Genomic DNA, 25,964 nt, shown 5'->3' on the forward strand with positions numbered 1-25,964 from the left:
GCCAATCCATCACCGCCGCAGCTTCGGAATAGGGCCGAGAGCTCTGAAGCCGAAACAGGCGAGCCGGGTGGGAGGAGACATGGTGCGGCAAGCGTCAGGGGACGCCTCGGGTGCGGGCGAGGGGACCGCGGACCGCGGACTGCATGGACAACACCGACAGCACGGACAGCGGCGTCCGGGGAGGCGGACGGCCGTCATCGGCGGGGGCGTGGCGGGACTCACCGCCGCCCACGTGCTGGGCCGCGCACGCCAGGTGGTCCTGTACGAGGCGGACGACCGGCTCGGCGGCCACGCGCACACCCATGACCTCGCCTCCTCCGACGGCAGGGTGCACCGCGTCGACTCCGGCTTCATCGTGCACAACCGCCGTACCTACCCGAACCTCCTGAGGCTGTTCGACGAACTCGGCGTCGCCACCCAGGAGTCGGAGATGAGCATGTCGGTGCGCTGCGAGGGCTGCGGCCTCGAGTACGCGGGCGCACGCGGTCCGGCAGGCCTGTTCGCACGCACGCGAAGCGCCCTTCGCGGCTCCTATCTCCGGATGCTCACCGAAGTGCCGGCCTTCCACCGGGCAGCCCGGCGACTGCTCTCCGCCGGCGGCGAAGAGAGCCTGACGCTGGGCGAGTTCCTGACCCGGGAGCGCTTCTCGCCGTACTTCGTACAGCACTTCGCGACCCCGCTGGTATCGGCGGTCTGGTCCTGCGACCCCGTCACGGCCGGTCGCTACCCGGCCGCCTATCTGTTCCGCTTCCTGGAGCACCACGGCATGCTCTCGGTGAGCGACTCCCCGGTCTGGCGCACGGTGAGCGGGGGCTCCCGCTCCTACGTCGACCGCGTGGCCAAACAGCTCGACGCCGTGCACACCTCCGCCCCCGTCCGGGCCGTGCGACGGCACCCCGACGCCGTGGACGTCACCACGGCGGACGGTGCCACCACGTCGTACGACTCCGTGGTGATCGCGGTCCATCCCGACCAGGCCCTGAAGCTGCTGGCCGACCCCACCGAGCGCGAGCGAGAGGTGCTCGGCGCCTTCCGCTACTCCCGCAACGCCACCCTCCTGCACACCGACACCGCGCTGTTGCCGCGCGCCCGGTCGGCGAGGGCCTCCTGGAACTACCTGATGCCGTCGTGCGACGCCGACGCGGACCGGGTCCGCGTCAGCTACGACATGAACCGGCTCCAGCGCCTCGACGCACCCGAGAACTACGTGGTCACCCTCGGCGGCGAGGACCGCGTCGACCCGGACCGTGTCCTGGCCCGCATGGTGTACGAACACCCCGTTTACACACCGGAGTCCGTGGCCGCGCAGGCCCGGCTCCCGGGACTGAACAGCGCGGTGACCGCCTACGCGGGCGCCTACCACGGCTGGGGATTCCACGAGGACGGCTGCCGCTCCGGCGCGGCGGCCGCCGCGGCCCTGGGGGTGACGTGGTGAGCGGCACCCCCGCGCTCTACCCCTGCACGGTCTCGCACGTGCGGACCGCGCCGACCCGGTACGCGCTGCGCCACCGCACGTACATGTGGCTGACCGACCCCGATCACCCGCCCCGACTGCCCCTTCCGCTGCGCCCGTTGGCCGGGTTCGACCCCCGTGACCACTTCGACGGGGACCAGCCGACCATCCGCGCGGGGCTCGACCGCTTCCTCGCCGGGCACGGCATCGATCTGCGCGGCGGCCCGGTCACGATGCTCGCCCACGCGCGGGTCCTCGGTCACGTCTTCAACCCGCTCATCCTCTACTGGTGCCACGACCCCGGCGGCGCACCCCGCTGCGTGGTCGCCGAGGTGCACAACACGTACGGCGAACGGCACTGCTATCTGCTGCTCCCGGACGACGCCGGGACGATGCGGGAGCGGCGGGACGACCACCACGCCGTCGCGGCCCACGAGCCCTCGGGGCCCGCCTCGTCGGCGGAGCCCGCCCGGCCGTCGGAGCCGACGAGCCGCCGGGCCGAGCCTCCCGGACGGGTGGACCATCCGCCCGGGAGGCAGACCCGCCGGGCCGAGAAGCGGCTCTACCGCACGGAGAAGCAGTTCTACGTCTCGCCCTTCTTCCCCGTCGACGGCGAGTACCGCATGCGCCTTCCCCTCCCCGACGACCGCCTCGACCTCATGGTGCGCCTGGAGCGCGAGGGCACCCGGCCCTTCACCGCGACCGTGCGCGGGACCCGCCGTGAGGCGACCGTCGGGACGCTGCTGCGTGCCGCGCTGCGCCACCCGTGGTCCACCGTCGCCGTCTCGGCCGCCATCCGCGTCCACGGCATCCGCCTGTACCTGCGGGGACTGCCCGTCCAGCCCCGCCCACGCCACCGAAGCCAGGAGAGTGACACATGAGGACAGCCGAGCCCCGCTCCGCCACCGCGCAGCGCCGGGACGTGGATCCCGCCCGCTGGCCGGACGTGGTGACGCCGCCGGAGGCCTCGCGCACCCGGACCGCCGTCACCCGCGCCGTGCTGGGCAGAGCGCTGGGACGCCTGCCCCTGCGGGCACGGTTCGCCGACGGGAGCCGTCTCGGTACCGGCGGCCCGGTGATCGAGATCCACGATCCGGAGGCCTTCCACCGCCGTATCGGCACCGATGGACTGGTCGGCTTCGGCGAGTCCTACATGGCGGGCGAATGGGACGCGCCGGACCTGGTCGCCGCGCTCACCGTGCTCGCCGACCACGCGGCGCGGCTGATCCCGGAACCGCTCCAGCGGCTGCGCGGCCTGTGGGCGCCGCGCCGCCCGGACGCGCAGCGCAACACACCCACCGGCGCCCGCGACAACATCAGCCGCCACTACGACCTCTCCAACGACCTGTTCGCGCTCTTCCTCGACGAGACCCTCAGCTACTCGGCGGCCCTCTTCCGCGGGTTCCCCGCCTCGTGGCCCCTGCTGGCGGCCGCCCAACACCGCAAGATCGACCGGCTGCTGGACCTCGCCGAGGTCGGACCCGGCACCCGGCTGCTCGAAATCGGCACCGGGTGGGGCGAGCTGGCGATACGCGCCGCCGCCCGTGGCGCCCAGGTCACCTCGCTGACCCTCTCGCACGAGCAGCGGGATCTGGCTCGCCGGCGGGTGCGCGAGGCAGGTCTGGCCGACCGCGTCTCCGTCCAGCTCCGCGACTACCGTGAGGCCGAGGGCACGTACGACGCCGTGGTGAGCGTCGAGATGGTGGAGGCGGTCGGGGCGGAGTTCTGGCCGGTCTACTTCGCGGCGCTCGACGCCCGGCTCGCCCCCGGTGGCCGCGCGGCACTGCAGGCGATCACGATGCCGCACGACCGGATGCTGGCCAGCCGCGACACCTTCACCTGGATCCAGAAGTACGTCTTCCCCGGCGGCCTGCTGCCCTCGGTGGAGGCCGTGGAGCAGGTGACCCGCGAGCACACCCGGCTGCGGATCACCCGCAGGGACCCCTTCGGCGCGCACTACGCGGAGACCCTGCGGCTGTGGCGCGAACGCTTCACCGAGCGCGCCGACGAGGTCGACGGGCTCGGTTTCGACGCGACCTTCCGCCGGATGTGGACCTTCTACCTGGCCTACTCCGAAGCGGGATTCCGCGCCGGTTACCTCGACGTCCAGCAGTACCTGTTCACCAAGGAGGGCTCCACCCCGTGACCACCGTGACCACAGCCCGCCCCGGCGGTCCCGGCGCCGCCCACCGGCTCGCCGCGCTGGCCGAGGACGCCCTCGGCGGTCCGTTGCCCCTGCGGCTGCGCGCGTGGGACGGCAGCGAGACTGGCCCCCAGGACGCCCCCGTGGTCGTCGTCCGCACCCGCCGCGCCCTTCGACGGCTGCTCTGGCAGCCCGGCGAACTGGGCCTGGCCCAGGCTTACATCACCGGAGAGATCGATGTCGAGGGCGACCTGGCGGCGGGCCTGCGCGCCATGTGGGGTGCCGTACGGGAGCGCACTCTGCACGCGCCCCGGCTCACGCCCGCCGACCGGGTCCGCGCCGCCGGCACCGCCTTGCGCCTGGGAGCCGTGGGTCCGCGGCCCCCGACGCCCGCCTCGCAGGCGCGACTGCGCGGCGGCCTGCACAGCAGGTCCAGGGACCGGGCGGCCATCAGTCACCACTACGACCTGTCGAACGAGTTCTACCGCCTGCTCCTCGACGAGACCATGGCCTACTCGTGCGGCTACTGGACCGGCGAGGAACCGGACTTCGGCCCCGCCGACGCCCAGCGTGCCAAGCTGGAGCTGATCTGCCGCAAGACCGGCCTCGTCCCGGGTGCCCGGCTGCTGGACATCGGCTGCGGCTGGGGCTCCCTCACGCTGTACGCGGCGGAGCGGTACAAGGCCCAGGTCACCGCGGTCACACTGGCCAGGGAACAGGCCGCGTACGTACGGGAGCAGGTGCGCGAGCGAGGTCTCGAACACCAGGTCGACGTGGTCTGTCAGGACTACCGGGACATCGCGGGCGGCGCGTACGAGGCCGTCACCGCGATCGAGATGGGCGAACACGTGGGGGACGCCGAGTACCCGGCGTTCGCCGCCGCCCTGCACCGCTTCGTCCGTCCACGGGGGCGCGTCCTCGTACAGCAGATGTCGCGGGGCTCGGTGGCCCCGGGCGGCGGCGCGTTCATCGAGGCGTACATCGCCCCGGACATGCACATGAGGCCGCTCGGCGACACCGTCGGCATGCTGGAGACCGCGGGCCTGGAAGTGCGGTCCGTGGAGTCTCTGCGCGAGCACTACGTACGTACGGTCGAGGCCTGGCACCGCACCCTGGAGGAACGCTGGGACGACTTCGTACGGCTCGTAGGGGTGGAGACGGCCAGGGTGTGGCGGCTGTACCTGGTCGGCGGGGCTCTCGCCTTCCAGGAGCGGCGCATGGGCGTCGACCAGATCCTGAGCGTGCGGCCCGCTCCCGGAGGAAGCAGCGGCATGCCCGCCGTGCCGGCGGACTGGTACACGCAGGCGGAGGAGCGATGAGTGGTTTCCCCTGGGGGGCGTTCGCCCAGAACCTCGGCCTCGCGGCGGCCGCGGCGTTCGCCGTCATGCTCGTCACCTTCGCGGTCGCCGTACGCAAGGGTGTGCACCGGATCGTCGACGCCGCCTGGGGCATCGGGTTCACCGCGGTGGCCGTGGTGTCCTTCCTGGCCTCCGCGGGGGAGGGCGACGAGGGGCGAAGGATCCTGGTGACCGTCCTGACCTCGGTGTGGGGGCTGCGGCTGGCCCTGCACATCGCGCGGCGGGGCCGTGGTCACGGGGAGGATCCGAGATACGAGGCGATGCTCGCCAAGGCGCCGGGCAACCGCCACGTCTACGCCCTGCGCATGGTGTACCTCCTGCAGGGCGCCCTGGTCTGGCTGGTCTCGCTGCCCGTCCAGGCGGCGCAGTACGTCTCCACCGGCCTGACGGGACTCACCCTGGCCGGCGCCGCGCTGTGGGCGGTCGGGCTGTTCTTCGAGGCGGTGGGTGACGCCCAGCTGGCCCGGTTCAAGGCCGATCCCGCCAACCGCGGCCGGGTGATGGACCGGGGCCTGTGGAGCTGGACCCGGCACCCCAACTACTTCGGCGACTTCTGCGTGTGGTGGGGCCTGTTCCTGCTCGCCTGCGACTCGAGCGCGGCGGCCGCGGTGTCGGTGCTCTCGCCGCTGGTGATGAGCTACCTGCTGATCAACGGCAGCGGGAAGGCGCTGCTCGAGAGGCACCTGGCGGGGCGCGCGGGTTTCGCCGAGTACACGGCGAGGACCAGCGGCTTCTTTCCGTTGCCGCCGAAGTCGCGCGGCTGACGGGGCCGCGTTCGGCGTCGCCCGCCGGGGGAGGACCGGTGGGCGACGCCGGGGGGACCGGCTCGTCCCGGGAGAGGGACGAGCCGGTCCGAAACCCGGGGGGACCGGCTGGTCCCTCAGGGAGTGCGCGGGGGGACGGCCGGCCCCGTCAGGCCGGGAAGTCCAGCAGCGCCAGCGGGGCCGAGGTCGGCCGGGCCGAGCCTCCGGCCGGTTCCACGGTGATGCCCATGCCCGAGGCCTTGGCCAGTTTCCCGTCCAGCAGGACCGCCTCGCTGGTCCGGTGCGGGTCCATCAGACCGGCGGAGCGCATGGTGCCCGCGTCGTCGAACCACAGCTGGTACACCTTGCCGCTCGGCGGCTTCGGCATCCTGGAGGAGATGAAGACGGCCTTGTCACGGCCGGCGGAGACGACCACCGTGCCGCCGGCGCCGCCCGCCAGTCGCGCGGTACGGCTCTTCGCGTCCGGGGCGGCCAGCACCGCCGTCAGGTCGGCGGTCCGGCGCTCGGCGTCCCGTGCCTGGTTCTGGGCCTCCCGCGCACGGTCGTGCTGCCACACCGCCGTGCCGCCGAACGCCGCCGCGGCGGCCACACAGGCGGCCAGGGCCCAGCGCGACAGGCCGCGGCCACGGCGCAGGCGCCGGATAGCCGGCTCGGGGGGTGCGGCGGCCGTGGAGGGCTCCGCGGGCTCGGAGGGCGCCGTCAGGGGTGCTTCCTGCCGGACCGTGGAGATGTGCCGCATGACCCGGGTCTTGAGCTCGGGGGCCGTGACGGCGGCTTCGGCGAGGCCGAGGCGCGCGGCCGTGGCGGTCAGCTCGCGGACCTCCTGGGCGCAGGCCTCGCAGTCGGCGGCGTGCCGCTCGAACCGGCCGCGCTCGTCCTCGTCGAGGGCGTGCAGCGCGTACGCGCCCGTCAGGGTGTGCAGGTCGGACGTGGTCATGCGGTGACCCCCAGGCAGTCACGGAGGCGGATGAGGCCGTCGCGCAGCCGGGTCTTGACCGTGCCGAGCGGCAGCGTCAGCAGCTCCGCCACCTCGCGGTAGGTCAGGCCGCGGTAGTACGCGAGGGTCACGGACTGGCGCTGGAGCTCCGTCAGCGTCCGCAGACAGCGCCGCACCTGTTCCCGCTCGAGCCGCGCCTCGACCTGCTCGGTCACCTCGTCGAACTCGGGCGTCCGGTCGAGGAGGGCCGCCTTGTGCTCACGTGCCGCGGAGGCCTCGGCCGAGCGCACCCGGTCGACGGCCCGCTGGTGGGCGAGGGTGAGCACCCAGTTCATCACCGAACCTCGCTCGGGCCGGTAGCGGGCGGCGGTCCGCCATACCTCGACCAGTACCTCCTGGGCCACCTCCTCCGACTGGGCCAGGTCGCGCAGCACCCTGCGCACGATGCCGAGCACCGGACCCGCCACGACGTCGTACACCGCGGAGAAAGCCTCCTGGTCGCCGCGGGCGACGTCGGCCATCAGGTCCGGCAGACCTGGTTGAGCCGCCGGGTTTCTCCCGATTTCCACGGCTTCCTTCACGGGGTGGTCCTCCAAGCAGGGCGAAAGGTACGGGACTGATCCGGAGCAGGTCCGGCCGCGGATTGGCCCGGGACGGGTGAAATCCCGGGTACGGCGGCCGGGCGCCGGCGCGGGACGCGGGAGAGCCGGTCCCGAGGCCGGGCGGCGCCGCCGGCCCTCACCCGTCGACCCGCGCGGACAGGCAGCGTCGCAGTTGGCGCAGACCCCGCCGGCAGTGGCTCTTGACCGTCCCCAGGGGCCAGCCGGTGCGCTGCGCGATCTGCGTCTGGGTCAGGTCCTCGTAGAACGTGAGGTGCAGTACCTGACGCTGGGGCGCGGGCAGTCCGGCGAGCTCGTGCCGGACGAGGACGCGGTCGAGCACGGCGGCCTCGGGGCGGGCGCGCGTGTCGTCGGCGGGACCCAGCAGGGCTCCGGCGGCCACGACCAGCTCGGTGCGGCGGGTGCGCGCGGACAGCGCGTCGGCGATCTTGCGGCGGCCGATGCCCACGAGCCAGCCGGCCAGGGCGCCGCGCTCGGGGCGATAGCCGTGAGCGCCCTGCCACGCGGCCAGGAACACCTGCTGGGTGACGTCCTCGGCCTCCCGAGCATCGCCCAGTGAACGCAGGGCCAGCGTGTGCACCAGTTTTCCCCAGCGGTGGTACGCGGCGGTCAGGCAGCGCTCGTCACCGTCCGCGAGCCCCTGGGCGATCTGCGCGTCGGTGAACGTCTCGGCCACGGGTGTCCACTCCACGGGACGCCCCGTGGAGGTCGGATCTGCGGCCATGACCACGGTTCCTCCGTTCGGACGGGGCTCACGGGGCGCCTTCCGTGCGGCGCGCTGTGGGCTCCATCGTGTGAACCGCAGGACATCCGGGACAACTTGCATCGTTTCTGCGTCGTATAGTCGTCCCATGGGCGAGGACCGACCGACACAGGTGTCAGAACCGGCCGCGGAGCCCGCCGAGGCGGGCGTCACCACGGGCGCGCTGGCCCGCCGGCTTGGCGTGTCGCCCACCACGCTGCGCTCCTGGGACCGGCGGTACGGGGTGGGACCGGCGGTCCGCTCCGACGGGCGGCACCGCCGCTGGACGCCGCAGGACGTGGCGATGCTCGAGGAGATGTGCCGGCTGACCTCCGCGGGGGTGCCGCCCGCCGAGGCGGCCAGGACAGCGCGCAAGGGCGTCGAGCGGATCCCCCACGGCCCCGATCCGGCGGAGGGGGCCCGTCTCGGCCGGCAGCGGTCACGGGCGGCCGGCGCACTGCCGCTCGGTGACGTCCGGCAGGAGTGCAGGGGCCTCGCGCGCGCCGCGGTACGCCTCGACGCGCCCGCGATGGACGACCAGCTGGCCTCGCTCGTGGAACGGCACGGCCTGGTCGTCGCCTGGGACGAGGTGATGGTGCCCACCCTGCACGCCGTGGGACGCAAGTGGGAGTCCTCGGGGGACCGTTACGTGGAGGTGGAGCACCTGCTGTCCTGGCACATCTCCCGGACCCTCCACCGGGCCACCGGGCCGGCCCGGCCCGACGCCCCCGCCACCGGTCCGGGGCCCGTGGTGCTGGCGTGCGTCCCCGGCGAGCAGCACAGCCTGCCGTTGCAGGCGCTGCACGCCGGACTCGCCGAACTCGGGCTGCCCACAAGGATGTTCGGTGCTGCCGTGCCCACCGAGGCACTGACCGCGGCGGTACGGCGGCTGGGTCCGACGGCCGTCGTGCTGTGGGCCCAGACCCGGTCGACGGCCGACGTCCCACTCGCCCGGCACGTCGCCGGCACGCACTGGGGTGTCAAGGGCGCCCGCAACCATCCGGCCGTCGTGCTGGGCGGTCCCGGCTGGGCCGGTCGCCCGCTGCGCGGCATGCTCAGGCCGCCGGGACTGCGGGACGCCCTGGGGTCCCTGAGGGGCCTCTACGACGGCGCCGCCCCGGTCCCGGGAGGCTGAGGTCCCGGGCCGGGGCGACGTTCCCGGCTCACCGCACCGTCGGTGAGGGTGACGCGGAGCTCCCCGCGGGCGGGGTGAGGACGACGGTCGGCTCGCCCGGCACGGGAGCGGGCGGCGTGACGTTCTGTGAGGGCAGCTTCGGCGGGGTGGTCTCCTGGAACAACACCTGATCGAAGTTGACCAGCCCGGTCTTCTCCATCACCGTGATGTGGTCCAGCACGGTGTCGTTGGCCTGGTCGGCCAGCTGGCGCACCAGGGAGTTCTCGGTGGTGGACCTGATCTTCGCGACGGTGAGGAAGATCGTTCCGTGGGTCAGCCGCAGGATGTTGGCGAAGTCCGTGTCGAACTGCTTGCCGGTGTCACTGCTCAGGGTCGCGACGAAGCCCTGCTGCTGCGGAGACGGCTTGTTGGGGATGGTGATGCCGAGCGTGGCGGCGACCTTGCGGTCGGTGTCGTCCAGCGCGGCGTGGCCCCTGATCAGGTGGTCACCGGCGGTTCTGACCGCTGGGATGGTGCCCTTCTGGAGCGCCAGCTGTCCGACCGGGTACTCCCAGAGTCCCGCCGCCCGCACCTTGACGACGAAGTCACGGTCGGCCTCGGTCAGCGGGCCCGTCGGAGTGTTGGCGATCACGCGGTTCGGGGCGCTGGATGTGGTCTGCACGCCGATCACGGCAGGGTACGCGAGCGCGGCGAGTGTCATGGTCAACGCACCTGCCACGAAGAGCGTTCCTGCGTTCCGTGCAATGCGCATCGAGCCTCCTGGCGGGGCGGCAGCGCGGAGCGGGGAGCCCCGTCGTGCCGCACGGTGAATCCGGTGCGAGTGGATCCGGTTGACGACTGATTCTGACGCCCACCAGTACGCACGCGTTCGACGAAAAAATCTCTACCAATAGTAAAATCCCTGGTGACTTCCTTCAGTCACGGCCCCGGGCGTTCTTGAAGCGGGCCAGTCCGTCCGAAAGTTCGACCACGGGGTCCGGGTAATCGTAGTCCGCGCGGTCCAGGCCCCGCAGCTTCCACGGCTCGTGCACGGCGGCGCCCTCGATCCCCTCCAGTTCGGGCACCCACCGCCGGACGTACACCCCGTCCGGGTCGTAACGCTTCGCCTGGATCACCGGATTGAGGACTCGGTTGGGCCGGGTGTCCGTGCCCGTCCCGGCCATCCACTGCCAGTTGAGCTGGTTGTTGGCGACGTCGCCGTCCACCAGCAGGTCCAGGAAGTGCCGGGCCCCGACCCGCCAGTCCACGTACAGCGTCTTGGTGAGGAAGCTCGCCGTCAGCAGTCGCCCCCGGTTGTGCATCCAGCCCTCGTGGCGCAGCTGGCGCATCGCGGCGTCGATCACCGGAAAGCCGGTGCGGCCCTCCTTCCACGCGGCGACGTCCTCCCGTGCCTCGGTCTGCGAGCGCCAGCGGTCGTGCCGGGTGCGGTAGTCGGCCACGGCCGCGTCCGGCCGCGCGGCGAGGACCTGGTGGTGGAAGTCCCGCCAGGCCAGCTGCCGTACGAAGGCCTCGGCGCCCGCCCCGCCCGCGGCACGGGCCCGGTGCACGAGCTCCACCGGGGAGAGCGAGCCGAAGTGCAGGTGCGGGGAGAACCTGGAGGTGGCGTCGCCGGGAAGGTCGTCGTGCCGGTCCTCGTACGACGTGATCCCGCTCCGCAGCCAGGAGGCGAGTCTCCTGCGGGCCTCCGTCTCGCCGCCCCGCGCCAGTCCTTCGGAGACCCCGGACAGGCCCTCGCGGGAGGGAACCGGTTCCGAGCCGACACCGTCCGGCACCCGGATCGTCCGCGGGGCGGGGACCGCGCCGCGCAGCGACTGCCGCGACCAGTGCCGGAAGTACGGGGTGAAGACCGCGAAGTGGTCCGAAGCGACCGGGGTGACGGCACCGGGCGCGAGTGCGGTGATCACGGTGTCGTGCACGTGCAGCCGGCACCCCTCGGCCTCCAGGGCCGCGCGCAGCCGGTCCTCGCGGCGGCGCGCGTAGGCGCTGACGCCCGCCGCCATGTGCACCTCGTCGGCGTCCGCCTCGGAGACCACCTTGCACACCTGGGCGATCACGTCACCGGAACGCACCACCAGCCGGCCGCCCCGCTCGCGCAGTCCGGCGTCGAGGTCCGCGAGACAGTCCGCGAGGAAGGCCATCCGGTTGGGAGCCGTGAACCCGGCCGCGGCGACGGCGTCGTCGCGCACGAAGAGGGGGACCAGCGCGGCCGAACCGTCGTGGGCCGCCCGTAGCGCCGGATGGTCGTGCAGACGCAGGTCCGAGGTGAACAGGACGACCGAGACGTTCATGGTGTGGCTCCGGGGTCGGCTGGGCTGACGGGCGTGGGTACGAGGGTCACCGTCGCGAGAGCGACGACGCCTCCCGCTTCGGTCCGACGGGCTCCCGCGGATGCGGAGACCGCGGGAGCGTCGGGAACCGGACCCGGGCGGGACCGGTCGGCGGACACGGGTCGGCGGACACGGCTCGGTGGTCAGGGAGGGGGAGCGGATCCCGGCTTCGCCGTCGGGGTGCTCTCGGCCGCCTGCTTGACGGCGGCCTTCGCGATGTTGCGGGCCATGCCGCCGAACACGACGGCGTGGAACGGCGACACGCTCCACCAGTAGGCGTGCCCCAGCAGCCCGTGCGGATGGAACATGGCCCGCTGCCGGTAGCGCGACCCGCCGTCGTCGCCCGTCTCGGCGTACATCTCCAGCCAGGCCAGCCCCGGCAGCCGCATCTCGGCGCGCAGCCGCAGCAGATGACCGGGCTCGATCTCCTCGACCCGCCAGAAGTCGAGCGAGTCGCCCGCCCGCAGCCGCGAGGCGTCGCGCCGCCCGCGCCGCAGACCGACACCGCCCACCAGACGGTCCAGCCAGCCGCGGACGGCCCAGGCGAGGGGAAAGGAGTACCAGCCGTTGTCACCGCCGATGCCCTCGATCACCCTCCACAACGCCTCGCGCGGCGCGTCCACGGCCAGCCCGCGATGGTCGGTGTAGAGGCTGCCGCCCGCCCAGTCGGGGTCGGTGGGGAGCGGATCGCTGGGCGCGCCGGGCACCGAGGCCGACGACCACCTCGTGGTGACCTGCGCGTCCCGCACGCGTTGCAGCGCCAGCGACACCGCCTCGTCGAAGCCGATCGGACGCCCCGGCGGATCGGGTACGTACCGGACGATGTCGTGCTCGTGGCACACGACCTCGTGCCGCAGCGACTCGGTGAGCGGGCGCGCGATGGACGCGGGCACCGGGGTGACCAGGCCGACCCAGTGACTGGACAGCCGGGGGGTGAGGACCGGGACGGGGAAGATGAGCCTGCGGGGCAGCCCGGCGATGGCCGCGTACCGCCGCATCATCTCCAGGTACGTCAGGATCTCGGGGCCGCCGATGTCGAAGGTGCGGTTGACGTCCGCGGGCATCCGGGCGCTGCCGACGAGGGTGCGCAACACGTCCCGCACCCCCATCGGCTGGATGCGGGTGTGCACCCAGCTCGGTGTCACCATCACGGGCAGCCGCTCCGTCAGATAGCGCAGCATCTCGAAGGACGCCGAGCCGGAGCCGATGATCACGGCGGCCCGGAGCACCGTGGTCGGCACGCCGGAGTGCAGCAGGATGCGGCCGACCTCGGTGCGGGACCTGAGGTGCGGCGAGAGTTCCGTCTCCGGTACGCCCTGCGGGGTGAGCCCGCCCAGGTACACGATCCGCCGGACGCCCGCGGCGCGGGCCCGCTCACCGAAGATCCGCGCCGCCTCACGGTCGGTCGCCTCGAAGTCGTGGCCCGTGCCGAGGGCGTGGACGAGGTAGTACGCGACATCCGTGTCCCGCATCGCCTCGGCCACCGAGTCGGCGTCCAGGACATCGCCCCGTACGACCTCCGCCTCGCCCGCCCACGGGTAGTCGCGCAGCTTGGCGGGGGAGCGGGCGAGGCAGCGCACCTGGTGTCCCTCCGCCAGCAGCTCGGGGACCAGCCGCCCGCCGATGTAGCCCGTGGCACCGGTCACCAGACATCTCAGGCCGGTGTCGTTCTCGCTCATGGGTCCCTCCGTCGTTCGCCGCGTCGCCCCCTTTCCGTACTCCCCTCGTCATGCCTTCCACGCGGGCGGTGACGGCGGATGCGCGGAAGGGGCCTTTCCGGCGACCGGGGACACCCGAGGGCGCGGACGGCGGACTCCCCTGGGCTGATCGCGTGGCGGGCGGGACGACGGTGAGGACCGAGCGGGTGACCCGGCCCCCGAGGGCGGTGCGGGCGCGAGCGTGCCGAGGCGACCGGTCTCCGGGCCTTCGCGGTGCAGCTGTGCCGCATGTACGGGGAGCCCGGACCGCCTGGGCATGTCCACGGAAAACACGGGCAAGTGAATTCCAGGCGACTCGGCGGTCCGGGTCGGAAGCCGGAGCTGGAGGTGCCCGTCGTCATGAGCGCGAAGGTGCTGGAACGATTTCCCGCAGGGTCCCCGCGCGGATCGTGGACGGCGGAGGAGTACGCCGCCCGACGCCGTACCGAGGGTCAGCCGGCCACCGTGGTGATGGATCTCAAGTCGGATGCCTTCCTCGTGGTCGTCCCGACCGGGGACGAGGACTGAGCGACGCGACGCGGCACGCTCGGTCCGCGGGCCGCGTCGCGCGCGCGGTGTCAGCCCCGTCACCGACCGGGGTCACCGACCGGGGCCAGCGAAGTGCCGTTGCCCAGACGGGCCGACACCCGGACGCGGGAGTACCTCGGCGCGCGGACCGCGAGCGTCCGCCCCAGCTGCCGGGCCGTCACCTCACCCGTCACGTCGATCCGGGTGACCGCCCGGCTGCCGGCCGCCAGCAGATACCAGTGACCGGAGCGCGCCCGCCAGTGGACGTCGGCCACCACGTGCTGGCCGAATCTGCTGCAGGCCGCGGTGGACCGGGCCCGGCCGACCACCTCGGCCGGAGCGGACGCCGAGGCGACGGGGGCACGCAGCATCAGCTCCACGTCACCGGGCCCGCGCCAGGTCGAGGCCCGCGCGCAGGTCCACACCGCGTGCCCGCCCCGCTCCGGCAGTTCCTGCTCGGCGAAGTCCCAGGCGTTGACCGCCCGGACGCCCGTGCCCCGCAACTCCTCGAGCCCGCACGCCAGGTGCGCCCAGGCGAGCAGGGCAGGACCGCCCGTCGCCTCACGGGGCTGGCGCGCCGGAGGGCTCCCGTGTCCCGGCGGCGGGGTGTAGGTGAGGTGCACCGGGGACAGCTCGCCCAGGTCGGTCAGCAGGAACGCGTGCTTCTCCACGATGCGCGCGGAGGAACGCAGTTGCAGCACGGGCCGGCTGTCGCAGGCCGCTTTCCTGGTGGGGGCGGGAACGGGCACGGTGACCCCGTCCCCGGCGACGCCGACCGGCCGCGCGGGGGAGTCGGGGCGCAACAGGTCGCGGCTGCGCGCCTCCGCGATCCAGGGGGCGAGGAGATACCGCGCGCCACGGGCACCGCGGTGGACGACCAGCGCGGCGGCGGTCGTCACGTCCGCGTCGTCGGCACGCGCCAGGGCGAGGGCACCGCGCCCGGGGGCATCGAGGGGCTCGCTGTAACGCACCACCCGCCGGCCGTCGTGCAGGAGCACCACGGCATCGCCGTCGACGTTCCCGGCGTAGAGCAGCTGGGGCGAGCGCGGCGGAGGGTCCGTCGGGGTGCCGGGCGTCGTGGTGACCCGCAGCGCACCCGCGGGCCGGTCCCAGGTGGACAGGGCCCTGGCCAGCAAGGACCGGTCGTTCACGCGGGCGCCCCGCGCGGGCCACGCGGTGAGGTCGACCCGGGAGGTGTCGGCCCAGAGGTCCCCGGCGGTGCGTACCAGGTCGTCGGGTCGGGGAAGTCCCACGCCCGTACGGGAGCCGGGCGCCGGCCGGGACGGCGCGGACCCCTGGCCGGCGACCGAAAGCACCAACCCGGTGATCACGGCGGCGGTCAGCGCGGCCCACAGGAACCGCACACGGCGTCTGCGGCGCAGCAGATCGGTGGGACGGGTCTGCACGGAGCAGGCGTCGAACTCCCTCGACGTGAGCAGGGCCCGCGCCGCTGTCCCCGCCGACTCGTCGAGACGGTTCGCCGACCGGAGGGCGCCCTCGGGGTCGGGGACGCCCGCCGCGCGCAGCAGGGCCTCGACGACCGCGTCGGCGAGTCCGTCCACCCGGCGCAGTACGAACGCCGCGCGCCCCGCGGCCGTCGTACCCGCCAGGGCCTGGCCCAGCGCGATCTCCTCGGCCCCGCCCGCGCGCGGGAACAGCCGCAGCCCCCAGACGACGGGCAGCGTGGGCAGCACCGTACGGGGCGGCGGCAGCCCGCGGGGCCAGCCGCGCGGGGACCGGCCGTGCGCCAGGGCGGAGCGCACGACCTGACCGCGCAGGCGGTCCTTCTCCGCGACGGGCCGGCGCTCGGTCCCACGCGGGGCGGGCACCAGGGGGTCCGGCCGTCCGCTCCGGGTGCCCGGCAGCGACCGCTGCACCAGGGAGTGCGCCACGAGAATGCGTCGGTGCCTGCTCAGCGACGACGGCAGCGTCAGATACGCCAGCCGCACCAGGTCGCTGTACTCCTCGACCAGGGCTGCCTCGGCCCGGTCGAGTCCGGTCCTGCCGCGGCGGACGGCGCGGGCGAACGGTGGGAGGGGCATGGAACGAACGCCTTCCGAAGGAGTTGGCGTCCTGTCACGCCGATCCGTCAAACGAGTGACTCTTCGGATGGTCACAGCGCGGCGCCCCCGAGGGCCCCGGGCGTTCGAGCGGGCGCGGTCGGCTCAGGCCCTCGTCGCCAGGCTGCCGCCGAGCTCCGCGGACCTGCGCACGAACGCGTCGTGCAGGTCGCCCGCGGCGCGCGGCACGGAGTCCGTCCGGCGGCGCCGGAGCATCAGCAGGACCCGTGTCGCGGCGTCGGTGAGCGGCCGGTAGGTGAGGGCGCCGCACCGCTCCAGCGGATCGCCGATGACGCTGAAGTCGGGCAGTACGGTGGCGCCCAGGCCCTCGGCGACCATGAGCTTTCCCATCTCGGCGCCGTCGGTCGAGTACGACAGGGAAGGCCCCCGGCCCTCCAGGAACCGGTGCAGGTAGCGGTGCATGACATAGCCGGAGCGCATCGCGATCAGGGGCTCGTGTCCGTCGAGGAGGTCGGACGGCGACACGGCGGACGACGCCGCCAGTGGACTGTCCGGGCGGACGCACACCACCGGCCGTCCGCGCAGCAGTTCGGTGGACTCGAAGTCGGCGGGCATGTCGTCGCCGTCCAGGTGGTTCACCAGCCCCAGATCGAAACCGCCCTCCGACAGGCCCCGGTGGATCTCCGGCTGCTGGGCGCCGACCACTTCGACCTGTGTCTGCGGGTGCGTCGCGCGAAAGCCCCGGACGACCGGGATGAGCAGCGGCACCGTCGCCGCGTTCACCGTGCCGACCCGGACCATCCGGCTGATGCGGTGCTGCTCGCCGGCCGCGCCGCGCAGCCGGTCGACCGCGTCGAGCACGTTGATGATGTGCGGCAGCAGTTCGCGTCCCTCGGCGCTCATCCGGGCGCCGGACCGCTTGCGCTCCAGCAGGTCGACACCGAGTTCCCGCTCCAGGTTCCGTACGGTCTCGCTCAGCGCGGGCTGCGAGAGGTGGAGTTCCTCGGCGGCCCGGCGCAACGAGCCGAGCCGGGTGACCGCCGCGATGTATTCCAGCTGCTCTGTGCGCACCGCAGCAGGATGCGGCCGCGACCACGGGCGGTTCAAGGGCTGCCCTGTCACGCCTTCGTGAAATTCGCCGGTCCGGGATGCGAGACCGACCCGGCGTTCCTTGACGGCCCGGACCGGCGGCTGCCACGATCGGCCACATGAAGAAGCAGCCGGACCTCACGCGACGACGCCATGTCGACCTCGCGCGTGTCTCCAGCGCCTTCTGTTGTCGCGAAGCCTGACGATCCCGACGGTAGGGTCCCCTTCGCACAGGCCGCCCGCCCGCAGGTGAATTCTCCCCGCGGGGCACCTCGCCGCCTTCCGCGCTCCCTGCCGCATGCCGTTGTCCGCCCGCTGTCCCCGTGACACGCCGGGCCCCCGCTCGTCATGCCCTCTCCGCACACCGGGAGTTCTCCGTGTCCGCAACCGAACCCGTCCGCTTCGCCTACTGGGTCCCCAACGTCAGTGGCGGCCTGGTCACCAGCACGATCGAGCAGCGCACCGACTGGGGTTACGACTACAACCGCGAACTGGCCGTCCTCGCCGAGAACAACGGCTTCGACTACGCGCTCAGCCAGGTCCGCTACATGGCCGGCTACGGTGCCGAGTTCCAGCACGAGTCGACCGGCTTCAGCCTCGCCCTGCTGCTGGCCACCGAGCGGCTGAAGGTCATCGCCGCCGTCCACCCGGGCCTGTGGCACCCGGGTGTCCTGGCCAAGTTCGGCGCCACCGCCGACCATCTGTCGAACGGCCGCTTCGCCGTCAACGTGGTCAGCGGCTGGTTCAAGGGTGAGTTCACCGCGCTCGGCGAACCGTGGCTGGAGCACGACGAGCGCTACCGCCGCTCCGAGGAGTTCATCCGCGCCCTGCGCCTGATCTGGACCGAGGACCACGCCGAACTCGCCGGTGACTTCTACCGGTTGCGTGACTTCACCCTGAAGCCCAAGCCCCTCGGCGTCCCCGGGCGTCCGCACCCGGAGATCTTCCAGGGCGGCAACTCCACCGCCGCCCGCGCCATGGCGGGCCGGGTCTCCGACTGGTACTTCTCCAACGGAAAGGACTTCGACGGAGTCGTCGAACAGATCGCGGACGTGCGGGTGTCGGCGGAGCGGGCCGGCCGCAGGCCGCCCCGGTTCGGTCTCAACGGATTCCTGATCGCCCGGGACACCGAGGCCGAGGCACGCGACACCCTGCGCGAGATCGTCGCTCGGGCCGACACCGAGGCCGTCGAGGGCTTCGGTGCCGCGGTGAAGCAGGCCGGACAGTCCACCGCCGACGGCAAGGGCATGTGGCAGGACTCCCGCTTCGAGGACCTGGTCCAGTACAACGACGGCTTCCGGACGGGGCTGATCGGCACGCCGGAGCAGATCGCCGAACGGATCGTCGCCTACAAGGGCCTCGGCGTCGATCTCCTCCTGCTCGGCTTCCTGCACTACCACGAGGAGGTCGAGTACTTCGGCCGCCGTGTGCTGCCCCTGGTACGCGAGCTGGAGGCCGGGCTGCCCGACACCGAGCCCGATTCCGTCCCCGCGCACGTCTGACGTCCGTCCCGTACGCCGCTCACGAAAGAGGGCCCATGGCCACCGTCCTGTCCGTCTCCGGCAGTCCCTCCGTCTCCTCCCGTACCGCGAAACTCCTGCGCCATCTGGACGGCCGGCTGATCGCGCAGGGGCACCGGGTCGTCCCGCTCGACGTCCGTACGATCCCCGCGGAGGCGCTGCTCGGCGCGGACTTCGAGCATCCCGCCATCGTCGAGGCGACCGAACTCTTCGCCCGCGCCGACGGTGTGGTCATCGGCACCCCCGTCTACAAGGCGGCCTACTCCGGTGTCCTCAAGGCGCTGCTCGACCTGCTCCCGCAGTACGCGCTCACCGGGAAGACCGTCCTGCCGCTCGTCACCGGCGGCAGCACCGCGCATGTCCTCGCCCTCGACTACGCCCTGCGGCCGGTGCTCAACTCCATGGGCGCCGCGCACATCGTCCAGGGCTGGTTCACCCTCGACAGGGACATCACCACCGGGGAGGACGGTGGCGTCACCCTGGCACCGGGCACGGCCGAGGCCCTGGCCCAGGTGGTCGACCAGTTCTCGGCGGCCCTGGGCCGCACACCGCTGCTGGCCGCGGCGGGCTGACCCCGTGACCGCGCACACGACGCCTGAAGACGTGTCGGCCCGGACGGCGGCCGACCACACATTCGCCGAAGTGATCGCCGACGACGCCGAGGCACTGGCCGTCGCCGCCGCGCTCGCCGCGGAGTTCCGCACCGGAGCCTCCGCGCGGGACTCCGAACGGCGTTTGCCCCGCGCCGAGTTGGAGCGCCTCTCGGCCTCCGGGCTGCTCGCCGTCACCGTGCCCGCGGAGTACGGCGGGGCGGATGTCCGCCAGGAGACCCTCGCGGAGATCTTCCGGCTGCTGGCCTCCGCCGACGCCAGCCTGGCCCAGATCCCGCAGAACCATTTCGTGTACGTGAACGTGATACGCCGTCAGGGAACCGCCGAACAGCGGGCGTTCTTCTTCGCCGAGGTGCTGGCGGGACGACGTTTCGGCAACGCCCAGTCGGAGGCGGGCACCCGGCACGTCCAGGACATCCGCACCCGTCTGGACCCGCGGCCCGACGGCTCGTACCTCCTGACCGGCGTCAAGCACTACTCCACGGGCGCGCTCTTCGCCGACTGGATCCCCGTTCTGGCCCGCACCGAGGACGACAACCTGCACGTCGCGTACGTTCCCCGGGACGCGGACGGGGTGACGGTCGTCGACGACTGGGACGGCATGGGACAGCGCACGACGGCGAGCGGCACCGTCCGCCTGGACGCCGTCCCCGTCCCCGCCGACCGGGTCGTACCGCACCACCTCACCTTCCGCGGACCCCAGCTCCACGGGGCCGTGGCCCAGTTGCTGCACGCCGCCATCGACGCGGGGATCGCGGCCGGCGCGTTCGCCGAGGCCGCCGAGTTCGTCCGCACCAAGAGCCGGCCGTGGTTCGAGAGCGGCGTGGACACCGCGGCCGAGGATCCGCTCCTCATCCAGCGCTTCGGTGAACTCGCCGTCCAGGTACGGGCGTCCGAGGCATTGCTCGGCGCCGCGGCACGCGCGGTCGACGCGGCCCGCGACCACCTCACCGAGGACTCGGCGGCCGAGGCGTCGATCGCCGTGGCCGCCGCGAAGGTGCACACCTCCGCCACCGCCGTGGAGGTGGCGGGTGCCCTCTTCGAGCTGGCCGGTACCCGCTCGGCACTCGACTCCCTCAATCTGCACCGCCATTGGCGGGACGCCCGCACCCACACCCTCCACGACCCGGCCCGCTGGAAGATCCAGCACATCGGCCGCCACGCGCTCAACGGCACCGAGCCACCCCGCCACGGCCTGCTCTGAACGGAGACCGCCACGTGTCCCTCACCTTCCACTGGTTCCTGCCCACCAACGGAGACAGCCGGCACGTCGTCGGCGGCGGTCACGGCACCCCGGCCACCGGGTCCGGCCGCGACCGGCCGCCGACGGTCGGGTATCTGAGCCAGATCGCCCGCGCCGCCGAGGACCTGGGCTTCGTCGGCGCGCTCACCCCCACGGGCGCCTGGTGCGAGGACGCCTGGCTGACCACCGCGATGGTCAGCCAGAACACCGAGCGCCTGAAGTTCCTGGTCGCCTTCCGGCCCGGCTTCGTCTCGCCGACGCTCGCCGCGCAGATGGCGTCCACCTATCAGCGGCAGACCGGGGGCCGGCTCCTGCTCAACGTGGTCACCGGCGGCGAGAGCCACGAGCAGCGCGCCTACGGTGACTTCCTCGACAAGGACGCCCGCTACCGCCGCACCGGTGAGTTCCTCCAGATCGTCCGGGACCTGTGGGACGGCAAGACCGTCGACCTGGCGGGCGAGCACCTGCGGGTCGAGGAGGCCACGCTGGCCCACCTCCCCGACCCGGTGCCCGAGATCTACTTCGGCGGTTCCTCACCGATCGCGGGCGAGGTCGCCGCCCGGCACGCGGACGTGTACCTGACCTGGGGGGAACCGCCGGCCCAGGTGGCCGAGAAGATCGCGTGGGCACGCCGGCTCGCGGAGCGCGAAGGACGCGCTCTGCGTTTCGGCATCCGGCTGCACGTCATCACCCGTGACACCGCCGAGCAGGCCTGGGCCGAGGCCCACCGGCTCCTCGACGGCTTCGACCCGGAGACCGTGAGGTCCGTGCAGGCCGGTCTCGCCCGCAGCGAGTCGGAGGGGCAGCGGCGCATGCGCGCACTGCACGGCGGCAGCCGGGAGAGCCTGGAGATCCACCCCAACCTGTGGGCCGGGATCGGCCTGGTCCGTGGCGGCGCGGGCACCGCCCTGGTCGGCAGCCACGACGAGGTCGCCGAGCGTGTCGCCGAGTACCACGCCCTCGGCATCGACGAGTTCGTCCTCTCCGGCTATCCCCATCTCGAGGAGGCCTACTGGTTCGGCGAAGGCGTCCTGCCGCGCCTCGCCGCGCGGGGCCTGTGGCGACACCCGTTCGCGACGGCTCCGGTGCCCGCGGCGCGGGTGCCGTTCACGAGCTGACCGGACCGGGCCGCCGGGACCTCTCGGGAGCGCCTGGCGGTCCTGGTGGGCCGCGTCGTTCCGGCGGGCATGACGCCTGGCCGGCCGGCCGGCCGGACGGAACGGGCAGCCCGTCGTGTCGCGGTGTACCCGACAAAGCGGGTGCCGCCGGCGCACCGGCGACGCCCCGGGCGCCCGTGGCATCCGTCGCGCCGCGCTCCGGCCGGACCCGGTCCTCCGGCCGGACACGGCGCACAGGTGGGTCCGGCCGGACGCGGTGGCACCGGCCGGACCCGCGACGCCTCAGCGGTGGTCCACCCGTCGCGCCGGGTGGACCAGTGACACCGGCCGGACCCGGGGGCACGGGGCGGCCCCGGCGCGCCCCAGCAGTGGCCGGACCCGTCGCACCAGACCCGGTGCACCGCCCCGCCCCGGGGACCCGGGTCACCCCCTTGCACCGGCCGGACCCGGCGCACCCAGCGCACCGAGGTGCGCCGCGCGCACCGCCGCCGTCTGCCCCTGGATCAGCAGGAACATCCCCTCCCGGGCCAGCCGCTGCGCCGGACTGCCCAGGTCCATGGCCCGGCCGCCACCGGCCACGACCGCCGCGGTCGTGGCCGCCCGCATCAGGTCGTAGGCCAGCGTCTTGGCCGTCAGCCGCTCCCCGATCCGTTCGCTCGGCGCAGGATGGTCGGCCAGCTCGTACACCCGTCGCCGCACCTCGTCGAGGCGGGCGCGCAGCACCCGCGAGGTCTCCCGCGCCGGCGGGTCGGTGTCCAGCAGGTCGAGGGCCGCCGCCGTGACCCCGAAGACCGCGGGGGAGGCGTTGGCGTTCTTGGGACGGTCGGTCGCCGCCCAGGTCTCGTACGGTGTGCGCAGGGCCACCGCGTCGTCGGGCAGCCACAGACCGTCGAGTTCCAGCGAGACCGTCCGGGAGGCCGTCAGCGCGGCCAGTCGCATCGGGGGCGACGGTCGCAGACCGGGCTGCTCACGCGCCTCCGTGAAGACGAACAGCGCCTCCGCGTCGTCCGTCACCCCCGCCAGCAGCATCACGTCGTTGAGTCCCCAGCCGGTGTACCAGGGCACCGTCCCGTCGAAGCGCCAGCCGCCCCGCTCGCGCGAGACCCGCACGGGGACGCGCGGATACGCGCGCAGCTGGGCGTAGGCGACCCCGGACAACAGCTCACCGCGCGCCAGCGGACCCAACAGGCGCTCCCGCACCGGGAGCCCGGCCTCGGCACGGGCCAGGGTCAGGACCGGAGTGTGGTGCTGGGTCTGCACGAACCAGGTCGAGCAGCAGGCCCCGGCGAGGATCTCGGCCGTCTCGCGGACGACCGCGGCGGGCGCGGCCGATCCGCCGTACGCGACCGGCGCGCTCACCCCGAGCAGCCCCGAGCGCTTGAGCGCCTCGATGCTGCCGGCCGGCACACCCTCCTGATCGACACGCTCCGCCTGCGGGGCGAGTACCTCGGCGGCCAGCCGTCCGGCCCGGGAGACGAGCGGGTGCGGTGGGGCGGTCATCGAAGGAATCTCCCTCGGTCGTCGTGGCGTGTGTCGATCCGGGGCTCTCCCGTTCGTGTAGTCAGTGAAACCACCAGGAGCGAGAGACCTCCGAGGAGCAAGGAGCACACCATGAAGTACTACCTGCTGAGCGTGATGCAGCCGCAGGGAGAGCCGCCCGCGCCCGAGGTGCTCGAAGAGATCATGCACAGTCTCGACGTCTTCCACGCGGAACTGCGGGAGGCCGGGGCCTGGGTGTTCGCCGGGGGACTGCACGGGCCCGAGACGGCCACGGTGGTGCGGGCCGAGGCCGGAGACGTCCTGGTCACGGACGGCCCGTACACCGAGAGCAAGGAGTACCTGGGCGGCATCTGCCTGATCAAGGCCCCCGACCTGGACGCGGCGCTGGACTGGGGCCGCAAGGCGACGCTCGCGACGACGCTCCCCATCGAGGTGCGGCCCTTCATGGGCGAGGCCTGATGCCCCTCGATGTCGAGGGAGTCTTCCGCGCCGAATACGGCCGCGCGGTCGCCGTCCTCGTCCGCCTCCTCGGCGACATCGACCTTGCCGAGGAGGCGGTCCAGGACGCCTTCACGACCGCGCTGCGGACGTGGCCGCGGTCCGGCACACCGCCGAGCCCGGCCGGCTGGATCATCACCACCGCCCGCAACCGTGCCATCGACCGACTGCGGCGCGAATCGACGCGCGAGGCCCGGCACGCCGAGGCCGAACGGCTCCACGCGCGGGTCGAACCGGACGAGGAGGGCCCCGTGCGCGACGACCGGCTCCGTCTGATCTTCACCTGTTGTCACCCGGCGCTCGCCACCCAGGCCCAGGTCGCCCTGACCCTGCGTCTCCTCGGGGGTCTGACCACTCCGCAGATCGCCCGTGCCTTCCTCGTCCCCGAGCCGACCATGGCCCAGCGGATCGTCCGCGCCAAGGCCAAGATCCGCGACGCCCGTATCCCGTACCGCATCCCGCGCGACGCGGACCTCCCGGACCGTGTCAGGGGCGTGCTGGCCGTCGTGTACCTCATCTTCAACGAGGGGTACGGCGGCCGGGAGGACCTCTGCGCCGAGGGCGTCCGCCTCGGCCGTCTGCTCGCCGAACTGATGCCGGACGAACCCGAGACCCTCGGGCTGCTGGCGCTGATGCTCCTCGTCGAGTCGCGCCGGCCCGCCCGCACCGCACCGGACGGCGCCCTCGTCCTGCTCCCGGACCAGGACCGCTCCCTGTGGGACCGTGACCTGATCGCGCAGGGGCAGGACCTGGTGCGCCGCTGCCTGCGCCGCGGCCGGCCTGGCCCGTACCAGATCCAGGCAGCCGTCAACGCCGTGCACAGCGACGCCCCGACCGCGGCCGACACCGACTGGGGCCAGATCCTCCGGCTCTACGACCAGTTGACGGCGCTCACCCCGAGTCCGGTGGTCGCCCTCAACCGCGCCGTCGCCGTCGGCGAGGTCGAAGGCCCCGAGCAGGCGCTCGCCCTGGTCGACGCCCTCGAGCTCGACGGCTATCACGCCTTCCACGCCGTACGGGCCGATCTGCTGCGCCGCCTCGGCCGGACCGCCGAGGCGGCACGGGCGTACGAGGCGGCCATCGCGCTGACCGTGAGCCCGGCGGAGCGCGCCCGCCTGGAACGGAGCCGGGCGGTGCTCGTGAGCGAGTGACCGGCGGCGGTACGGGTGCGAAGCTGGCGCGGTGGAAATGGACCGGCGGGCTCGGAGAACCGGCGGGTCCAGAGACCGGCAGGTGCGGACGAGGGAGAGATCGTGAAGCTCACCGCGAAGGGTGCGGCCACGCGCGGGCGGATCATCGAGGGAGCGGCCGCCGAGATGCGGGAGCGGGGTGTCGCCGTCACGACACTGGACGACGTGCGGGCGCGGACCGGCACGAGCAAGAGCCAGCTGTTCCACTACTTCCCCGGCGGCAAGGAGGAACTGCTGCTGGCGGTGGCCCGCTTCGAGGCCGACCAGGTGCTGGCCGACCAGCGGCCCGAACTGGGCGACCTCACGTCGTGGGACGCCTGGCTGGCCTGGCGCGACACCGTGGTCGCCCGCTATCGGGGGCAGGGGCCGCAGTGTCCGCTGAACATGCTGATGTCCCAGCTGGGGCGCAGCACCCCGGGTGCCCAGGCGGTCGTCGCCGAGCTGCTGGGAAAGTGGCAGGGCGAGATCGCCGAAGGAGTCCGGGCGATGCAGCGGCAGGGGGAGATCGGTCCGGGCGTCGACCCTGATCGTTCGGCGGCCGCGCTGCTGGCCGGCATTCAGGGCGGTGTCGTGGTGCTGCTCTCCACCGGGCGCACGACCCATCTGGAAGCCGCACTCGATCTGGGCATCCAGCAGTTGCGCGACAGCGCGACGGGCAGCCCGACGCGGCACGGGTGAGACGGATGCGACAGGGGATGGGGCGATAAATTCTTTGCTGCTCGTTCCAGATAGCTGTACGGTGCTCGTATGGCACGTACCCGAGAGTTCGACACGGACGCCGTGGTGGCGTCGGCGATGGAGGCGTTCCGGCGTACGGGTTACGAGGGCACCTCGATGCGGGACCTGGCCGAGGCCACGGGTCTGGGCAGTGGCTCCATCTACGCGGCGTTCGGCAGCAAGGAAGGGCTCTATCTGGCCGCCCTCGATCTCTATCGCCAGAGCTACGCGGTGCCGCTCACGGATCTGCTCCGCTCCGGCGGCGACGCCCGTGAGGTGATCCGCGAGGTCTTCGTGGGCGCGGTCGACGAGATCGCCCGCGACGGCAGCCGGCTCGCCTGTCTGATCGTCGCCGGGGCGATGGAGCGGGCCCGTGACGACGTACAGGTCGGGCAGCGGCTGCGCTCGACCACCCGGTCGCTGGAGCTCGCGCTGTTCGACGTGATCGCCGAGGGGCAGTTGCGCGGCCGGATCCCGTCGGGGCGCGCCGCCGCCGACCTCGCCGCCTTCCTGGTGACGAGCCTCCAGGGGCTGCGTGTCATGGGTGCGATCGACCCCGACCGTGCCGCTCTGATGCGGTCCGCGGAGGTCGCGTTGAGCTGCCTGGACTGAGCGGATTCCGCTGACGCGGACATCTGGCGTGCGAGGAGTCCTCGGCCACCTCCCTCCGTGTACCCGTGTACCCGTGTGTACCCGTGTGTACCCGTGTACCCAAATTATGGAACAGTTGCTCAAGATATGATCATCGAAAGG

Annotated in this window: 25 protein-coding genes; 16 read left to right on the plus strand and 9 right to left on the minus strand. The window is 73.1% G+C overall.

The genetic code is table 11. The features are described from left to right. Positions 1-139: 139 nt before the first annotated feature. Genes ACFVTC_RS03685 through ACFVTC_RS03705 form a run of 5 tightly spaced genes read left to right on the plus strand, consistent with a single transcriptional unit; the run spans position 140 to position 5,718 of the window. Entirely contained in the window at positions 140-1,435 is a 1,296-nt protein-coding gene (locus ACFVTC_RS03685) for an NAD(P)/FAD-dependent oxidoreductase (protein WP_390123773.1), read from the plus strand. Beyond that, positions 1,432-2,334, plus strand: coding sequence for a DUF1365 domain-containing protein (locus ACFVTC_RS03690; protein ID WP_390123513.1), 903 nt, complete (start codon positions 1,432-1,434; stop codon positions 2,332-2,334). The genes ACFVTC_RS03685 and ACFVTC_RS03690 overlap by 4 nt, the downstream gene beginning before the upstream one ends. Further along, a complete protein-coding gene (locus tag ACFVTC_RS03695; RefSeq protein WP_390123515.1) occupies positions 2,331-3,599 on the plus strand; it encodes a class I SAM-dependent methyltransferase in 1,269 nt (422 codons plus the stop codon). Before ACFVTC_RS03690 ends, ACFVTC_RS03695 begins: the two co-directional genes overlap by 4 nt. A 5-nt stretch (positions 3,600-3,604) precedes the next feature. Continuing rightward, positions 3,605-4,915 (plus strand): class I SAM-dependent methyltransferase, encoded by a 1,311-nt coding sequence (locus tag ACFVTC_RS03700; protein WP_390123775.1) that lies wholly within the window; start codon positions 3,605-3,607, stop codon positions 4,913-4,915. Continuing rightward, positions 4,912-5,718, plus strand: a complete 807-nt coding sequence (locus ACFVTC_RS03705) for a DUF1295 domain-containing protein (RefSeq protein ID WP_390123517.1) — start codon at positions 4,912-4,914, stop codon at positions 5,716-5,718. The genes ACFVTC_RS03700 and ACFVTC_RS03705 overlap by 4 nt, the downstream gene beginning before the upstream one ends. A 148-nt stretch (positions 5,719-5,866) precedes the next feature. On the opposite strand, the gene ACFVTC_RS03710 is transcribed toward ACFVTC_RS03705, so the two are convergent. The 3 genes from ACFVTC_RS03710 to ACFVTC_RS03720 form a co-directional block, all read right to left on the minus strand. Then, a complete protein-coding gene (locus ACFVTC_RS03710) occupies positions 5,867-6,655 on the minus strand; it encodes an anti-sigma factor domain-containing protein (protein ID WP_390123519.1) in 789 nt (262 codons plus the stop codon). After that, positions 6,652-7,236, minus strand: a complete 585-nt coding sequence (locus tag ACFVTC_RS03715) for a sigma-70 family RNA polymerase sigma factor (protein ID WP_390123521.1) — start codon at positions 7,234-7,236, stop codon at positions 6,652-6,654. The genes ACFVTC_RS03710 and ACFVTC_RS03715 overlap by 4 nt, the downstream gene beginning before the upstream one ends. Positions 7,237-7,393: 157 nt before the next feature. Then, positions 7,394-7,999 carry a sigma-70 family RNA polymerase sigma factor gene (locus tag ACFVTC_RS03720; RefSeq protein WP_390123523.1) on the minus strand — a complete coding sequence of 202 codons (606 nt, stop codon included), beginning with the start codon at positions 7,997-7,999 and terminating at the stop codon, positions 7,394-7,396. A gap of 127 nt (positions 8,000-8,126) precedes the next feature. Between ACFVTC_RS03720 and ACFVTC_RS03725 the strand changes: the two genes are divergently transcribed. Continuing rightward, positions 8,127-9,152, plus strand: a complete 1,026-nt coding sequence (locus tag ACFVTC_RS03725) for a MerR family transcriptional regulator (RefSeq protein WP_390123525.1) — start codon at positions 8,127-8,129, stop codon at positions 9,150-9,152. A 28-nt stretch (positions 9,153-9,180) separates the two neighbouring features. Here ACFVTC_RS03725 and ACFVTC_RS03730 read toward each other — a convergent pair whose 3' ends face one another. From ACFVTC_RS03730 to ACFVTC_RS03740, 3 genes are all read right to left on the minus strand, one after another. Continuing rightward, entirely contained in the window at positions 9,181-9,903 is a 723-nt protein-coding gene (locus ACFVTC_RS03730) for a DUF4142 domain-containing protein (protein WP_390123527.1), read from the minus strand. Between the two features lie 163 nt (positions 9,904-10,066). Beyond that, positions 10,067-11,440: a cryptochrome/photolyase family protein gene (locus ACFVTC_RS03735; RefSeq protein ID WP_390123529.1), complete on the minus strand. Its 1,374-nt coding sequence runs from the start codon at positions 11,438-11,440 to the stop codon at positions 10,067-10,069. Positions 11,441-11,622: 182 nt separating this feature from the next. After that, positions 11,623-13,158 carry an SDR family oxidoreductase gene (locus ACFVTC_RS03740; RefSeq protein ID WP_390123531.1) on the minus strand — a complete coding sequence of 512 codons (1,536 nt, stop codon included), beginning with the start codon at positions 13,156-13,158 and terminating at the stop codon, positions 11,623-11,625. Positions 13,159-13,536: 378 nt separating this feature from the next. On the opposite strand from ACFVTC_RS03740, the gene ACFVTC_RS03745 reads away from it, so the two are divergent. Beyond that, the gene (locus ACFVTC_RS03745) at positions 13,537-13,704 is read left to right on the plus strand and encodes a hypothetical protein (protein ID WP_168526240.1); all 168 of its coding nucleotides are present in this window, start codon (positions 13,537-13,539) and stop codon (positions 13,702-13,704) included. Positions 13,705-13,763: 59 nt separating this feature from the next. On the opposite strand, the gene ACFVTC_RS03750 is transcribed toward ACFVTC_RS03745, so the two are convergent. Then, a complete protein-coding gene (locus ACFVTC_RS03750; RefSeq protein ID WP_390123533.1) occupies positions 13,764-15,746 on the minus strand; it encodes a hypothetical protein in 1,983 nt (660 codons plus the stop codon). A 123-nt stretch (positions 15,747-15,869) separates the two neighbouring features. Next, positions 15,870-16,796, minus strand: coding sequence for a LysR family transcriptional regulator (locus ACFVTC_RS03755; protein WP_390123535.1), 927 nt, complete (start codon positions 16,794-16,796; stop codon positions 15,870-15,872). Positions 16,797-16,933: 137 nt separating this feature from the next. On the opposite strand from ACFVTC_RS03755, the gene ACFVTC_RS03760 reads away from it, so the two are divergent. The 5 genes from ACFVTC_RS03760 to ACFVTC_RS03780 all read left to right on the plus strand — a co-directional run bounded on the left by ACFVTC_RS03760 (position 16,934) and on the right by ACFVTC_RS03780 (position 21,306). Further along, entirely contained in the window at positions 16,934-17,017 is an 84-nt protein-coding gene (locus ACFVTC_RS03760) for a putative leader peptide (protein ID WP_351720866.1), read from the plus strand. A 174-nt stretch (positions 17,018-17,191) separates the two neighbouring features. Further along, a complete protein-coding gene (sfnG, locus tag ACFVTC_RS03765; RefSeq protein WP_390123536.1) occupies positions 17,192-18,316 on the plus strand; it encodes a dimethylsulfone monooxygenase SfnG in 1,125 nt (374 codons plus the stop codon). A gap of 35 nt (positions 18,317-18,351) precedes the next feature. After that, positions 18,352-18,906, plus strand: a complete 555-nt coding sequence (ssuE, locus tag ACFVTC_RS03770; RefSeq protein ID WP_390123538.1) for an NADPH-dependent FMN reductase — start codon at positions 18,352-18,354, stop codon at positions 18,904-18,906. Between the two features lie 70 nt (positions 18,907-18,976). Further along, complete coding sequence (locus tag ACFVTC_RS03775; protein WP_390123540.1) at positions 18,977-20,149, plus strand: SfnB family sulfur acquisition oxidoreductase; 1,173 nt, start codon at positions 18,977-18,979, stop codon at positions 20,147-20,149. Between the two features lie 14 nt (positions 20,150-20,163). Beyond that, positions 20,164-21,306 carry an LLM class flavin-dependent oxidoreductase gene (locus tag ACFVTC_RS03780; RefSeq protein ID WP_390123542.1) on the plus strand — a complete coding sequence of 381 codons (1,143 nt, stop codon included), beginning with the start codon at positions 20,164-20,166 and terminating at the stop codon, positions 21,304-21,306. Positions 21,307-21,729: 423 nt separating this feature from the next. Here ACFVTC_RS03780 and ACFVTC_RS03785 read toward each other — a convergent pair whose 3' ends face one another. After that, complete coding sequence (locus ACFVTC_RS03785) at positions 21,730-22,806, minus strand: acyl-CoA dehydrogenase family protein (protein ID WP_390123544.1); 1,077 nt, start codon at positions 22,804-22,806, stop codon at positions 21,730-21,732. Between the two features lie 111 nt (positions 22,807-22,917). Here ACFVTC_RS03785 and ACFVTC_RS03790 point away from each other — a divergent pair, with 111 nt between their 5' ends. The 4 genes from ACFVTC_RS03790 (at position 22,918) to ACFVTC_RS03805 (ending at position 25,823) form a co-directional block, all read left to right on the plus strand. Then, positions 22,918-23,265, plus strand: coding sequence for a YciI family protein (locus ACFVTC_RS03790; protein WP_168526230.1), 348 nt, complete (start codon positions 22,918-22,920; stop codon positions 23,263-23,265). After that, on the plus strand, positions 23,265-24,455 hold the full coding sequence (locus ACFVTC_RS03795) for an RNA polymerase sigma factor (RefSeq protein ID WP_390123546.1): 1,191 nt from the start codon (positions 23,265-23,267) through the stop codon (positions 24,453-24,455). Before ACFVTC_RS03790 ends, ACFVTC_RS03795 begins: the two co-directional genes overlap by 1 nt. Positions 24,456-24,557: 102 nt before the next feature. After that, entirely contained in the window at positions 24,558-25,172 is a 615-nt protein-coding gene (locus ACFVTC_RS03800; protein ID WP_390123548.1) for a TetR/AcrR family transcriptional regulator, read from the plus strand. A gap of 69 nt (positions 25,173-25,241) precedes the next feature. Then, entirely contained in the window at positions 25,242-25,823 is a 582-nt protein-coding gene (locus ACFVTC_RS03805) for a TetR/AcrR family transcriptional regulator (RefSeq protein WP_390123550.1), read from the plus strand. Positions 25,824-25,964: the final 141 nt, after the last annotated feature.

Origin of the sequence: Streptomyces sp. NPDC057950, assembly GCF_042887295.1 — a bacterium.
In the GTDB taxonomy this organism is placed as follows: Bacteria; Actinomycetota; Actinomycetes; order Streptomycetales; family Streptomycetaceae; genus Streptomyces; species Streptomyces kaempferi.

Bases quoted from the DNA above. Each gene is read 5' to 3' on its own strand.
- ACFVTC_RS03760 (WP_351720866.1), top strand. From the start codon at position 16,934: ATGAAGAAGCAGCCGGACCTCACGCGACGACGCCATGTCGACCTCGCG.
- ssuE (WP_390123538.1), top strand. From the start codon at position 18,352: ATGGCCACCGTCCTGTCCGTCTCCGGCAGTCCCTCCGTCTCCTCCCGT.
- ACFVTC_RS03750 (WP_390123533.1), bottom strand. From the start codon at position 15,746: ATGCCCCTCCCACCGTTCGCCCGCGCCGTCCGCCGCGGCAGGACCGGA.
- ACFVTC_RS03720 (WP_390123523.1), bottom strand. From the start codon at position 7,999: ATGGCCGCAGATCCGACCTCCACGGGGCGTCCCGTGGAGTGGACACCC.
- ACFVTC_RS03790 (WP_168526230.1), top strand. From the start codon at position 22,918: ATGAAGTACTACCTGCTGAGCGTGATGCAGCCGCAGGGAGAGCCGCCC.
- ACFVTC_RS03795 (WP_390123546.1), top strand. From the start codon at position 23,265: ATGCCCCTCGATGTCGAGGGAGTCTTCCGCGCCGAATACGGCCGCGCG.
- ACFVTC_RS03805 (WP_390123550.1), top strand. From the start codon at position 25,242: ATGGCACGTACCCGAGAGTTCGACACGGACGCCGTGGTGGCGTCGGCG.
- ACFVTC_RS03735 (WP_390123529.1), bottom strand. From the start codon at position 11,440: ATGAACGTCTCGGTCGTCCTGTTCACCTCGGACCTGCGTCTGCACGAC.
- ACFVTC_RS03785 (WP_390123544.1), bottom strand. From the start codon at position 22,806: ATGACCGCCCCACCGCACCCGCTCGTCTCCCGGGCCGGACGGCTGGCC.
- ACFVTC_RS03740 (WP_390123531.1), bottom strand. From the start codon at position 13,158: ATGAGCGAGAACGACACCGGCCTGAGATGTCTGGTGACCGGTGCCACG.
- ACFVTC_RS03725 (WP_390123525.1), top strand. From the start codon at position 8,127: ATGGGCGAGGACCGACCGACACAGGTGTCAGAACCGGCCGCGGAGCCC.
- ACFVTC_RS03695 (WP_390123515.1), top strand. From the start codon at position 2,331: ATGAGGACAGCCGAGCCCCGCTCCGCCACCGCGCAGCGCCGGGACGTG.
- ACFVTC_RS03710 (WP_390123519.1), bottom strand. From the start codon at position 6,655: ATGACCACGTCCGACCTGCACACCCTGACGGGCGCGTACGCGCTGCAC.
- ACFVTC_RS03730 (WP_390123527.1), bottom strand. From the start codon at position 9,903: ATGCGCATTGCACGGAACGCAGGAACGCTCTTCGTGGCAGGTGCGTTG.
- ACFVTC_RS03745 (WP_168526240.1), top strand. From the start codon at position 13,537: ATGAGCGCGAAGGTGCTGGAACGATTTCCCGCAGGGTCCCCGCGCGGA.
- ACFVTC_RS03705 (WP_390123517.1), top strand. From the start codon at position 4,912: ATGAGTGGTTTCCCCTGGGGGGCGTTCGCCCAGAACCTCGGCCTCGCG.